The 12,905-nt window shown below is 54.3% G+C and carries 13 protein-coding genes; 1 reads left to right on the top strand and 12 read right to left on the bottom strand.

What is annotated here, in order from left to right:
• Positions 1 to 41: 41 nt before the first annotated feature.
• The 9 genes from MHH28_RS31825 to MHH28_RS31785 form a co-directional block, all read right to left on the bottom strand.
• Entirely contained in the window at positions 42 to 977 is a 936-nt protein-coding gene (locus MHH28_RS31825) for a sensor histidine kinase (RefSeq protein WP_405109663.1), read from the bottom strand.
• Positions 974 to 1,723: a response regulator transcription factor gene (locus tag MHH28_RS31820; RefSeq protein WP_405109660.1), complete on the bottom strand. Its 750-nt coding sequence runs from the start codon at positions 1,721 to 1,723 to the stop codon at positions 974 to 976. The genes MHH28_RS31825 and MHH28_RS31820 overlap by 4 nt, the downstream gene beginning before the upstream one ends.
• Before the next feature lie 309 nt (positions 1,724 to 2,032).
• Positions 2,033 to 2,857, bottom strand: coding sequence for an S-layer homology domain-containing protein (locus MHH28_RS31815; protein WP_405109657.1), 825 nt, complete (start codon positions 2,855 to 2,857; stop codon positions 2,033 to 2,035).
• 137 nt (positions 2,858 to 2,994) lie between these two features.
• The gene (locus MHH28_RS31810) at positions 2,995 to 3,666 is read right to left on the bottom strand and encodes an SOS response-associated peptidase (protein ID WP_405109654.1); all 672 of its coding nucleotides are present in this window, start codon (positions 3,664 to 3,666) and stop codon (positions 2,995 to 2,997) included.
• Between the two features lie 28 nt (positions 3,667 to 3,694).
• Complete coding sequence (locus tag MHH28_RS31805) at positions 3,695 to 4,387, bottom strand: alpha/beta fold hydrolase (protein WP_405109651.1); 693 nt, start codon at positions 4,385 to 4,387, stop codon at positions 3,695 to 3,697.
• Positions 4,362 to 4,556, bottom strand: a complete 195-nt coding sequence (locus tag MHH28_RS31800) for a hypothetical protein (protein ID WP_405117371.1) — start codon at positions 4,554 to 4,556, stop codon at positions 4,362 to 4,364. The genes MHH28_RS31805 and MHH28_RS31800 overlap by 26 nt, the downstream gene beginning before the upstream one ends.
• A gap of 180 nt (positions 4,557 to 4,736) precedes the next feature.
• Entirely contained in the window at positions 4,737 to 5,864 is a 1,128-nt protein-coding gene (locus MHH28_RS31795) for a glycoside hydrolase family 105 protein (RefSeq protein ID WP_405109648.1), read from the bottom strand.
• 35 nt (positions 5,865 to 5,899) lie between these two features.
• Positions 5,900 to 6,934, bottom strand: coding sequence for an alpha/beta hydrolase family protein (locus tag MHH28_RS31790; RefSeq protein ID WP_405109645.1), 1,035 nt, complete (start codon positions 6,932 to 6,934; stop codon positions 5,900 to 5,902).
• A 19-nt stretch (positions 6,935 to 6,953) separates the two neighbouring features.
• Positions 6,954 to 7,844: a pectinesterase family protein gene (locus tag MHH28_RS31785; RefSeq protein WP_405109642.1), complete on the bottom strand. Its 891-nt coding sequence runs from the start codon at positions 7,842 to 7,844 to the stop codon at positions 6,954 to 6,956.
• A 73-nt stretch (positions 7,845 to 7,917) separates the two neighbouring features.
• Between MHH28_RS31785 and MHH28_RS31780 the strand changes: the two genes are divergently transcribed.
• The gene (locus tag MHH28_RS31780; protein ID WP_405109639.1) at positions 7,918 to 8,787 is read left to right on the top strand and encodes a helix-turn-helix domain-containing protein; all 870 of its coding nucleotides are present in this window, start codon (positions 7,918 to 7,920) and stop codon (positions 8,785 to 8,787) included.
• A 28-nt stretch (positions 8,788 to 8,815) separates the two neighbouring features.
• Here MHH28_RS31780 and MHH28_RS31775 read toward each other — a convergent pair whose 3' ends face one another.
• The 3 genes from MHH28_RS31775 to MHH28_RS31765 form a co-directional block, all read right to left on the bottom strand.
• Positions 8,816 to 10,267: a glycoside hydrolase family 28 protein gene (locus MHH28_RS31775; RefSeq protein ID WP_405109636.1), complete on the bottom strand. Its 1,452-nt coding sequence runs from the start codon at positions 10,265 to 10,267 to the stop codon at positions 8,816 to 8,818.
• Positions 10,268 to 10,286: 19 nt separating this feature from the next.
• A complete protein-coding gene (locus MHH28_RS31770; protein WP_405109633.1) occupies positions 10,287 to 11,852 on the bottom strand; it encodes a glycoside hydrolase family 43 protein in 1,566 nt (521 codons plus the stop codon).
• 223 nt (positions 11,853 to 12,075) lie between these two features.
• Positions 12,076 to 12,849, bottom strand: a complete 774-nt coding sequence (locus MHH28_RS31765) for a GNAT family N-acetyltransferase (protein ID WP_405109630.1) — start codon at positions 12,847 to 12,849, stop codon at positions 12,076 to 12,078.
• Positions 12,850 to 12,905: the final 56 nt, after the last annotated feature.

Below are 12,905 nucleotides of genomic sequence, written 5' to 3'. Positions count from 1 at the left end.
GCTTTTTTCTTACTGAATTCTTACTTAATTCTTAAGCAGCTTCAGAAGGATTGTCTCGGAAAAGAGAGCGTAAACGCCGTACGCACGAACGGCTGGCTGCTCAGGGAAATGGTGCCGTTCATCTGCTCGGTCAGCCGCTTCGTAATCGTCAGCCCCAGGCCGCTGCCCTGATAGTCGCGGTTGCGCGAATCCTCCAGCGTGTACAGCCGCTCGAACACCATGTCCTCGTGGCCTTCGGCAATGCCTTTGCCCCGGTCCCACACTTCTATGCAGACCCGTCCGGCGTCCGGGTACAGCTTCAGCCCCAGCACTCCCCCTGCATTACCGTAGGTAATCGCGTTAGAGAGCAGGTTCGTCAGAATCCGGTCCAGCGCATCATCGTTGCCCATCATATGAAGCGGCTCCTCCGGAAGCTCGATCTGCACATCCGTGCCGCTCTCACTAAGCAGATCATAGAAGGCAAGTATATTCCGGCGGCAGACCTCGCCCAGTTCCACCCGCGAGAGCGGGATATCCCGGTCGCCCGACTCCAGCTTCGCCAGATCAAAGAACCGGTTCATCAGCGCAATGACCTCGCCCGCCTTGGTATGAATCGTCCGCAGAATACGTTCCTGCTCTTCCTTGGAGATCGCCTCATCATGCAGCAGCGTCTCAATATAGCCCAGCACCACCGTCAACGGCGTCTTCAGATCATGCGACACATTCGCCAGCATCCCGCGCATGGATTGCTCAAGCTTGCTCCGCCGGGCCGCCCCCTGATGATTGACATCGAGCAGCCGGTTCAGATCGGTCAGCAGCTGCTTCACCTGCGGACTGCTGCTCATCAGCAGCAGCCGCTCATGCGATCCGCCTTCTACGATGCTCTCCAGCTTATGGTGGATATAGTCCAATTGGCGGGCCTGCTGCCGTGAATTCAGGAACTGCAGCACAGTAATCACCAGCAGCAGCGCAAGCAGAACCAGCAACAGGATGATCATGGCAGCATATCCCCCAGCTTATAGCCGATCCCCCACAGCGTCTTGATATATTCCGGGCGGGAGGGGTCGTCCTCGATTTTCTCGCGCAACCTGCGCATATGTACATTAATTACGTTCTCATCGCCATAATAATCGTCTTCCCAGACCAGGCTGTAGATCTGCGCTTTAGTGAATACCCGGCCAGGACTGCTCACGAACAGCTTCAAGATGTGGAACTCCTTGGCGGTCAGCTTCACCTCTTGCCCGTTCTTCCGCACCGAGAAATTATCCAGGTCCACGCTCAGTCCGCGCAGCTCGATCCCTTTCGGCTTCTCCGGCTGCGTCTCTCCGCCACTCTGCGCTCCGCTTCCGGCTGCGGCCCCGCTTCCCGCCGCAGCATACCCGGCCCGGCGGATCGCCGCCTTCACCCGGGCCGCCAGCTCAATCATCGAGAACGGCTTGGTAATATAATCATCCGCGCCGAAGCCCAGCCCCAGCGCCTTGTCCACATCGCTGTCCTTCGCCGACATAATCAGCACCGGCACAAGGCTGCCGCCGCGGATAATCTGCAGCACATCCGTACCGCTGCGCTTCGGCAGCATCAGATCCAGCAGCACCAGATCGTAAGGAAGGCCGCCAAGGAACTTCCCCACCGCCGCTTCTCCGTCGTATGCGGTCTCCACCTCGTAGCCCTCTTTGGTCAGATAAGAATGGACCATTTCACTGATCGCTTCATCATCCTCTATCAGCAGCACCCTCTGTTGCATAATGAACCTCCTGTTCAAGTCTCTGTTTACCTTCCATCTTGAAATTATACCCTCTGTCCGTGCGGGGTTCTAGTAATATCACCGAGTCTATGAATTCTATGTAACCTGACAGGCTGTGGTCAAGCTCTTCATATTATAATGAATAATGTAATCTCTTATTCAATCTGACAGAAAAGGCGGTATGATCATGGCAGCCAAATCCAACAAGCAGCAGATCGAAAAGTATGCTGCATCGGTTGCAGCCACTAAATCATAAAGCTGCGGCCCCATCTGTCCCCTGAACCTGGATAGATGGAGCCGCAGCTTTTATCATTCTATTGCCTTTACTGTTACATTCAGGAGCCGCACATCGCCTTCAGCTATGCCTTCTCCCAGCAGCAGATCTCCAGTGATATTCATATTACGGAGTGTGATACCTGGCACGCTGACCACTACATCACTGTCTACTTCCGACATTCCTGACAACGGACCATATATGCCTGGTGTTTCATAGATGATTACATATTCATCGGAATCTGCATTTAGCATGGATAGAGCCCTATCCAAAATGACTACTGTCTCTGCCCGGGTTGCATAAGCGAGGGGCCGAAAGTTCCCATCGCCGGAACCCTTCATGATACCTTCTTCGCTGACTGCCCCGATAGCACCTTTGCTCCAAGCTGCACTCTTAGTAATATCCCTGAACTCAGGAGCCGCAGCCGATGCTGTCAGCTTGAGCAGCTTGCTGATGATCACAGCCAGCTCTTGACGATTGATCTTCTGATCAGGCTTAAAGGTCCCATCCTCGTAGCCCTGAACATAGCCCGCAGCATTAGCCTGCAAAATACTTGAATAATACCATTTACTGCTGGTGATATCGCTAAAATCAGCTTTTTTCGTTTCGGTGAATCCAAAAGCCCTATTAATCAGAACCGTTAATTCCGCCCGGGTGACCGGATTATCCGGCTTAAATTCCCCATCCGGGTAGCCGGAGATCAGACCTTGGTCCATCCATCTGCTGATTTGATCCTTGGCCCAGTTTCCTGCCAGATCCGGCGCATGACCCGCAAAGACTGCACCTGCCGGCAATATCGCAAGACATATGGCGAGTGCTCCTGCGATTACTTTTTTTCTTATACTTTTTTTGATAACCAAGCTGATTCCCCCGACTCTGTGGTTATAAAAGCATATAAATTATAAATTTCCTTGCTCTATCTAATCCTTAAGCCCTATTAATCCGTAAAGATTATAGCATGATTCCGGTGAAAGATTGGTATATTTTCGGATTTTATTTATCCGATATCCTCAAGCAATTCCTTTGAGTTATTCCGTACATTACCAACAGCCGAAGGGACTTTATAAGCCCGCATTTTTGATGCATCATATGGCTTCAGCAGTTTTAACAGGGATTCGGCATCTTCATTGTCTCTCCCCAGCCAATCGGCCTCATCCTCCGGCCGCAGGATCACCGGCATACGGTCATGTATATCTTCCATTAAACTGTTTGGGGAGGTGGTGATAATCGTGCAGGTACTTAGTTTCTTACCCTCCGGATCTTCCCAGGTGTCATATAATCCGGCAAAGGAGAAGAGGCTGCCATCACTAATAAGGATTCGATATGGCTGTTTGCTGGAGCCATCCCTTTTCCATTCATAGAACCCGTCTGCTGGTATAATGCAACGTTTGGTTGTAAGCAGCCGTTTAAAGGCGGGCTTCTCAGCCACAGTCTCCGCGCGGGCATTAATCATCTTACTGCCGATCTTATCGTCTTTGGCCCAGAATGGTACCAGCCCCCAACGCAGTTCCCCCAGACGATTACCTTGGTCACCGCCGATTACAGCAGGGACATTATGCATAGGTGCCACATTATAGTTTGGTTTCAAAACGGCAATTTTGCTGTCATCTATTAAATAATGTGAAATCAATTCTTCAAGTGTGACTGTGATCGTAAAGCGTCCGCACATATAATCAACCTCCCTATAAGGATGTCTTTTAATCTATTAAAAATTTATATAACTCTTCAAATGTCTCCTTAGGAGCCTCTTCTGCTAAATAATGTCCGCAATTTATTCCCCGGCCCTCTACTTTTTCAGCCCGATCTCGCCAAATCGACAATACATCATACCACTTTGGGAGTTCGCCCTGATCACTCCACAAAACTAGAACGGGACATCTAATTTTATTGATTCCACGATCTGCCTCGTCTAATTGAAAGTCAATAGAAGCACCGGCCCGATAGTCCTCACACATGGCATGAATCGTTCCTGGCTGGTGAATACAACGTATATAATCTTCTAAGGCTTCGGGGTGAAAAATACTCCGGTCTCCCTGGAAATAAAAATGTTCCGGATTTAGACCAATCAATTTTTCAGGAAGATCGAAAGGTTGTGCCAGAAAGAACCAGTGCCAGAACCCGAGGGCAAATTCTTTATCTGTTCGTCTAAGCGCTTCTCCGGTTGGAATAATATCAAGAACAGCCAGCTTGGTGACGACTTCAGGATGATCGAGAGCTAGACGATAGGCGCATCTTCCTCCTCTGTCATGACCTGCAACTGAAAATTGTTTAAATCCCAACTCTTGCATCATTTCAATTTGATCTCTGGCCATAGCTCGTTTGGAATAAGGGAAATGATCACTTGTGGTTGGAGGCTTGGAACTATCACCATATCCTCTTAAATCGGGCAATACTACCGTAAAATTTTTTTGCCAGAAGCGGGGCGATACGATGCCACATCATATGCGTTTGAGGATGACCATGCAAAAGAAGTAGCGGAGGTCCTTCTCCGCCTTGCCGTAAGCGAATCTTCACATCACCAGTATCCACTGTTTTTAGTTGAAAATTTTCGAATAGCATCTGCTTCCCTCCTTATTGGATAGCCTTATCCCAAAGTTACCCATAGAATTGTTCTTCAATCTTCCAATAAGAGGATTTAGATAGGGAAAAAACATAAAAAAACCTCCCCATCCGATTATAGCGCTTGGCTACTCAGGATAGAGGAGGTAAGTGATGGGATTGTCTTATTCCGCCATCTGTCTATTGCCCGGCAACGTACCTCTCCACCTCAAGGGAAGCCAGCAGCAGAGGCGCGACGCCCATCGGTACATCTGATACAACCGCTTCGGAAATGTAGTAATCGTAAGAGCCGTTGCGGTCCTTGCTGAGCCCGGCCCCGTGGCAGATCTGGTGCAGATGGACGCCTTGTTCATCTTCGGTGACCAGATGCTTCAGAATTCCTTCATAGCCCTTCAGCATGGCCGCCTTGAAGGAAGGCTCCAGATACCGCAGCCGCAGAGCCTTGGCCATCGCATAGACGAACATGCAGGAGCCGGTAGCTTCGAGGTAATTGCCCTTGCGTCCTGCCTGATCCAGCACCTGATACCACAGGCCGCTCTCCTGGTCCTGCACCTCAAGCAGCGCGCCGCACATCCGCTGGAAAATCCCCATCACCGTTCCCCGCTGCGGATGGGTCAGCGGGAAATGCTCCAGGCAGTCCACGGCGGCCATCGCGTACCAGCCCATCGCCCGGCTCCAGAAATGGGCCGACAATCCGGTGGAGGAATCCGCCCACTCCTGCTCCCGGGATTCATCCCAGCCGTGATAGAACAGGCCGGTACGGGGATCACGGGTTCTGCGCTCAATCAGCAGCAGCTGACGGGCGGCTTCATCGATCAGCTCCGGGCGGCCGAAGACCGCCCCGTATTCGGCCAGGAACGGCGACGCCATGTATAATCCGTCCAGCCACATCTGGAAGGGATATATTTTCTTATGCCAGAAGCCGCCTTCGGAGGTCCGGGGCTGCCCGATGAGCTGCGCTGCCAGCAGATGGGCGGCTTCGGCGTAGCGCTCTTCACCAGTCTGACGGTACAGCCAGAACAGATTCTTGCCCTGGTTGATCTGGTCCAGATTATATTCCTCCAGCGAATAGGAGCGGATGCTTCCGTCCTCCCCGATGAAGCTGTCCATATGCCGCTGCATGAAGGCGAGGTATTCAGGCTCCCCATGCTGCACACCGGCCCGGGCCACTGACATCAGCAGCATACCGGGCACATATGCCCAGCGCTCCATTACATATTCGTGCTCCCCTTGTTCATTGCATTGACCGATGAATGTATCCGCGATTCTGCGGGATAAGCCTGTGCTTGCTGCTTCTGATATAGACATCTCTATTCCTCCTGTCATTTGCGTAGCATGCTGCCCTAATCCTGCTTACCGGCAAGCTGCTGAAGCAGCCAGGCATACGCCGGTTCCCCATGAATCTCATGACCCCCTGTGAAAAAATCCGCCCCAAGCTGCCCGCCATGGCCCGCTGCCGTATAGATCTGCTCCAGCCGCTCCAACGCTTGCCTCGCTCCGGCCGGACCAAACAGATGGTCCGTGTCCCCTGCCTCCAGGAACAGACCCCGCGGGGCAATCAGGCCCAGAAGGTCCGGCATTTCCGCTTCCAGCAGAACACCAGGAATATAATTGTCCAGACAATGATGCCGGGTGAGAATGCTGGCTTCGAACGTATTGGCGTAGCCGCTGACCACCGCACTGCTGATCCGCTCATCCAGTGCAGCCGTGAAGCCCGCCACCAGCCCGCCGCCGGAGATGCCCATAATGCCGATCCGTTCACTGTCAACCTCATCCCGCAGCTGGAGATAATCCAGCGCCCGCATCGTCTCATAGATGCGATAGCCCGCCATTGTCTGTCCGGTCATCAGCAGTGCCGAGGACAGGCGGAAACAGGAATTGCGCCCGGGCTCGCCGCTCTCCAGATCCTCGGCCAGACGCCTGTCACCGAATCCGAGAACCTCGGGCGCTGCGACCACGAAGCCCTGCTTCACCAGTGAGACGGCAAAATCCTTATGCAGGCCAGGGTCCCCCGTACGCTCCAACCCGTCCGGGTTCAAGCCGGTGATCTCCCGGCTGCCGTAGCCATGTCCATGAATAGCTAGCACAGCCGGGCAGGGTGAGCTTACCGGCAGCTCCGGGATCAGTAGATACAAGGCCATTCTAAGCCCTTCATAGGTGGTGATCTCTATACGCTCGCGTATATATCCGCCACAGGCTACCCGCTCAAGCAGCACAGGTGCAAGCGCCGCCCGTTCCTCCGGAAATCCGCCAAGCCGCCCGGTAAAACCTGCGGTTAGCTTAGCCCGCCACTCCCCGTAAGGGATATCCTCACAGAAAGCAGCGCTCTGCGCTGCGGAAGCCGTCAATTGCTTCATATATTGCTCCAATGATTCCATAGGGGGTTCCTCCTGGTTCTTAATAGCCTTCAGGATGCCAGCCGTCCAGCACAGACAGAATACGGTACTGCGCGGCCTCCTCCGCCGTTAACTGGCGGGACCACGCCACCCGGCCCTCCGGGCAAGCGCCGGGTCCGCTGCTGTCATACTCTTCATAACGGCTGGTCTGCTCGCTATCCGGCTGCCCCCAATTATGCCAGCCCTCGCCGGTCACCGAACCGTCCATAACCGTGCGGATGAAGGCGACGTGCGCGTAAGGACGCCAAGGGCGTCCGAGATATACGTCACTTACCCCTTCACCGCCGGTAATCCGGCAATTCAGGAACACATATCCGAAGGCGGCTCCCTCCGGCGTCGAAGCGGCCGTGATATACCCTCTGGAGCGCTTCGTGTGCAGATGGCAGCCGTCAAACAATGCGGTAGCGGGACCAAAGATATAATCTACATCCCCTTCAATGTAGCAATCATCATAATATTGCCGGCCCGGTCCGGTATACAGAGTATCCTGGTCGCCTAACAGACGCACCCGCCGGAACACGGCCTGTCCGGCATCGACGAACGCCGCAACCGCCTGTCCGGTTCCCGGGCCGGAAGTGTTGCGGATGGTCAGATTCTCCGCAGTGAAGCCTTCCGCGAACACATTCAGCGTCCCGGTGCGGAAGGTACGCAGCGGCTCACCGTCCGCGCCCAGCGTATGGGCATTATCATTCCACGAGAGGACAGTGGAATGCTGATCCTCCCCCAGCAGCAGGATGGGCGGGGCTTCGCGGGCGACTGTAATCTTTTCCTCATAGATACCGGGCTTGATCCGTATGGTTACGGCCTGCTGCTCCCCCGGCGGAATGGAATCCAGCGCCTCCTGCAGACTGCTGAATCCTTCCCCAGCCTTCTTCGAGACTATCATTAACATGGACGGCTCCTTTCACAGCAACCTGAATGTATTCTATAATAACTGTAACAGCTTCCAGGAGAAGAGGAGATGTATGAACAGCATATCCGGCCCTAATCCCAAATATTATATTGAAGACGGGCGCTTGAGCATCCAGCATATGAAGCGCAAAGGCATCACTGCGATGCCGCGCCCCCACAGCCATGAATGGACTGAGCTGTATTACCTGACGGACGGGGAGCGTGTATATTTTGTGGACGACCGGGTGGTTACGGTGCATAAAGGTGAGCTGATTCTGATTCCCGGCCGGGAGCTGCATGCCACGGCCAGCTCCGAGAAGGCTGAGTTCGAGCGGATTCTGATCAACTATGACCCGCTGCTGCTGCCCCCGGTGCTGAGAGACGAACAGCAGTGGTTCCAGAACCACCGCTACCGCCTGTTCCGGCTGACCCTGCGCGAGCAGAATGAAGCAGAGTCCCTGCTGAACCGCATGCTGGAGGAAGCCCGTATCCGGCGGCCTTTGTACGAAACCTCTGTCACCGCGCTATTCACCGAGCTGATGATTCTGCTTCAGCGTTCGGAGAGTACGTCTCAGGCCGGGGGGACGAAGCACCCGCTGCACCATCTGGTAACCGATGTCGCCACCTATATCCGTGCTCATTACCGGGAAGCGCTTACGCTGGAAGAGACCGCCAAGGACTATTTCATCAGCCCCTCTTATCTGAGCCGGGTATTTCATCGCTTGACCGGCTTTCATTTCCGGGAGTATATCGTCCATATCAGAGTCCGCGAGGCCCAGCGCCTGCTGGCCGGAACCCCCGCCAGAATCCAGGAGATCGCAGGAGCAGTCGGCTTCGAGCATCTGTCCCATTTCAATAAGACCTTCAAGAAATCAACCGGCCTGACCCCGCTTCAATACCGCAAGCAAGCGGCGTTGCAGCCTGCGCCGGAGTCCAAAGGGTAATTCTGTCCGTCCGGCATCTCTGCCTAACTTAATGCTCTGTAATGGCAAGCTCTCCTGAACGGACAAGCTCAACATCACTGCACTTATACAGCTGTACCTGCGGTTCCTCCTGCGTCTGCAGCCTGATCCGGTCCAGCTTCAGCCCTGCTGCATGCCGCAGGATGATCCCCCGCCCGCTTACGGCGCTGAAGTTCTCTACCGTAAGCGCAGCAAGCGGCATCTCCGGCAAGCCGTTCACCAGCAGCGCGGTTGCCGCCCCGTGGCAGGCAATATTGCGCAGCGTGATGTTACGGAACTGCGGAGTCTCCTCCGTAACCGGAACCTCCTGCTCGTCATAGCCTTCAGACCCCTCAACCCCGGCATAGAACAGATGGAAGGATACCGCTTCATGGACGATGCCTGACATCTGTATATTCTCTATGCGGATATCCTCCACTACCCCGCCTCTTCCCCGGGTACTCTTGAAGCGCAGCCCGATGTCCGTACCCATGAACACGCAGTCGTTCACCCGCACCGCATGCACACCGCCCGACATTTCACTGCCGATCACTACCCCGCCATGTCCATGATAGACCGTACAATGGCGGATCGTAATGTACCGGCAAGCTCTTCCTGCCCGGCGGCCTTCCTCATCCTTGCCCGATTTCAGGCAGATGGCATCGTCGCCTACATCGAACCTGCAATGCTCCACCAGCGCATGTGTACATGACTCCAGATCCAGGCCGTCCCCGTTCTGGGAGAACCACGGATTACGGACCTGAATATGTCTGATCGTCACCTGCTCACAGCCCATGGGATGCAGACACCAGGCAGGAGAATTCTGGAAGGTCGGCCCCTCCAGCAACACTCTCCGGCAATTGCGCAGGCTCAGCAGTGCAGGACGCAGATACGCCCGGGCAGGGAGGTAAGCTTCCCTTGCTGTCTCCCCATTTTGCTTCAGCGTAAGGTAATAGGCTTCTCCCGCAAGCGCTTCCCTGGAAGGCCACCATATCTCCCCCTGTTCATCCACTGCCCCTCCAGAGGCAAGCAGGTTATGCCACTCCTGTACAGTCCTCTTGAAGCGCTTCACCGGACGCCAGGCCTCGCCGCTGCCATCGAAGATGCCTTCGCCGGTAATGGCTACATCGCTCAGATCTTCCCCGTCCAGCGGGGCCTGGCAGCGCCAGCCGGCAGTTCCTTCGTAATGGGAGAACAGCAGCGGATACCGTGTATATTCAGGTTCAAAGCACACCAGTGCCCCACGCTCGGCACACAGATTAATCCGGCTGTGCAGCGTCAGCGGCCCGGTACGCCAGATTCCCGGCGGGATAACTACCGTACCTCCTCCTTCGGCAGCGCAGGCATCCAGAGTATCTTGTATAGCAGCCGTACACAGCAGCCCTTCAGCTTCTGCCCCATAGTCCGTGATACGGAAGGTCCGCTGCGGTATCTGCGGCAGCTCCGGGAGCGGATAAGCCTCGGCATCTTGTATGGAATTCATCGTATTCCTCCTTCTCTGTCTATTCAAGCTCTTCGTAGCTGAACCAGCCGAAATCCGCAGCATTGCTGCTCTGCGCCCCACCGGCACTGGCGTACATCCCCAGATAAGCCCCGGTGAAGCCCCCGGCCCAATCCGTGCTCAGCACCCGGCCGTCTGCCCGTTCATGCAGTGCAGTCCAGGTGTCAGACAAGGCGGCTCTATAAAAAAAGCTGTAATCCTGCCCCCGGGCTTCTACCTTAAGCTGTACCTTATCCAGCGGATACGGCGCAGAGGCCAGCAATTGTTCAGCTCCTCTGCTGCGGACGGTCAGCTTCAGTACCTGCCTGCCATCTTCCAGCGCCCGTTCGTAGCGGAAGTGGTTGTCCGCATTCTGGATCAGGGCCAGTCCGGCGCTTTCGCCTGCGGCCTCCGGCTGGAAGCGCATCTCCGCTGCCGCTCTGAAGCTTAAGTGCTGCTGGCGTCTTCCGATGAAAGACGGATTGCCGGTCTCCGTCAGCACCTCCGGCTTCAGCCGCAGCCGCAGATGTCCCGGATGCTCGCTGAGACTCCAGAATTCACCGCGCGGTGTGCGCAGGAAGTTCCAGACGGGACTAAGCTTCCCGGCAGCAAAATCATCACACACCGGGAGCGGAGGCCACTGCGTCACCGGCAAATCCGGCGCTGGCTCCTCCAGCTCAATTACACCCTTGCCGGGATTCACTACCGGCCATCCGTCCTCCCACTTGACCGGAGTCAGGAAGGTCTCCCGGCCCAGGTTGCGGTAATATCCCCCGCAGGTCCGGGAGGCCAGGCAGAGCATCCACCAGTCCCCGTGCTGCGTCTCCACAAGCTCCCCATGGCCGGTGTTCACGATGGGATAATCCCTGCCGAGATGGCGGTGGGTCAGGATCGGATTGGCCCGGTGTCCCTCATAAGGGCCCGTCACATTCCGGCTTCTGGCAACCGTTACCGCATGGGTGTGGCCCGTGCCGCCCTCGGCGATCAGCAGATAATACCATCCCCCGGCATGATAGATATGCGGCCCTTCCTGGGCGTGTGCGGTCTTCAGGGCCCCTTGCCAGAGGCTATGCTTCGGTCCGGTAAGTCTGCCCTGCACCAGATCGATCTCCTGCAGCCAGATATCCATATGCTTCGGATAATCCTGGCCTTCGGGAGGAACCCGGTTACCGGTGTAATAGACCTTCCCGTCATCATCGAAGAACAAGGAAGGATCAATGCCGGGCGCATCCTCCAGCCAGACAGGATCGGACCAGTCTCCCGCCGGATCAGCGGAGGTTACATAGAAATTATGCAGCTGCTTGTCATTATCAACAAACGTCGTGATCATATAAAAGAGACCTTGATGGTACCGGAGGGTCGGCGCCCAAATCCCCCTTGACGGAAGAATTCCATCCAGATTAAGCTGGGACGGCCGGTCGAGCACATGGCCCAGCTGGCGCCAGTGGACAAGATCCCTGCTGTGAAAGACCGGAACCCCGGGGTAGAATTCAAAGCTTGAAGTGACCAGATAATAGTCCTCACCTACACGGATGGCCGAAGGATCAGGGTAGAAGCCCGGCAGCACCGGATTACGGAATGTTCTCAAATTCGCAAGTCCTCCTTCACACGGTCAATATGTACGAATACTCAATCAACGATAGGTAAGCATAACCCATTATAGTTCGTATAAGTTTAATTTTCTTGCGCTTTATATGTTCTTTTTCTTGTTTTTTATACTTTCTTGTCCTGAAAATAGAAACAGCGACAGCAGAGGACGGATAACGTCTCTGACTGTCGCTGCATGAAGATACTACCACAACCGTTTAGCCTTACTTCCTCACATAGAGCGAATAGGTCTCCGGAGCGGCAAAATTTAATTTCTCCGCCAATCGGATGGAGGCCGTATTGTGAGAGTCACAGTCCCATCTTGGCGTGATCTGACGTTCTAAGCACTCCAGGATAAAAGCTTCGGCAACACATTGAGCAAGTCCCCTTCCCCTGAACAAAGGATTCGTCACAATATCAATTTCCGCATACTGATCAGACGAGAAGATGGAGACACATTCGCCTGCAAATACATCGTGTTCCGAAACATAGAAGCCGATGCCTTTTTCCAGAAAACGTTCTACCGATCCCCAGTATTTCCGGATGTACGCTGCATCGAATTCTCTATGACCCTCAAGCGATTCCTCATTTGTCCTGTGCAGCCGGAAGCCAGCGGGTATACCTGCTCTGCTGTCTTGTAGAAACCGGTGCTCATTGAATGTAAAAGAATACCGCTGCATTTGCTGTAGCTGCGCCCCAAACAGCTCATTGATTCTGCGGTCCCATCGTTCAGATGATGAAAATAACGTAAATCTCTGGTTAAGCCTCTCTCTGCGCTTGAATTCGTGCAGCAGCCTGGAGGCAAAGTCATCATTTGTTTCATCCCCCACCACTGTATATATGCCTGAAGAAGTACCGATCAGCGCCGAAGACTTATCGATGATGATGTCCCCGGCAATATAACGGTCGAATACCGAATACGAAAATGTGGGATAACTCTTACCTTGGTTAGCATCCATAATATTTCTTGCGGCGGTGACAGAAGCATCTATTATCATTACAATCCAATCCTTTCTACAGCGAAAATTAATTTAATACATATCAAATTAGATAA

The organism is Paenibacillus sp. FSL K6-1217 (genome assembly GCF_045040735.1).
In the GTDB taxonomy this organism is placed as follows: domain Bacteria; phylum Bacillota; class Bacilli; order Paenibacillales; family Paenibacillaceae; genus Paenibacillus_AQ.
The sequence above is the reverse complement of the archived record's forward strand: the minus strand, read 5'-3'. Positions and strand labels throughout refer to the sequence as shown.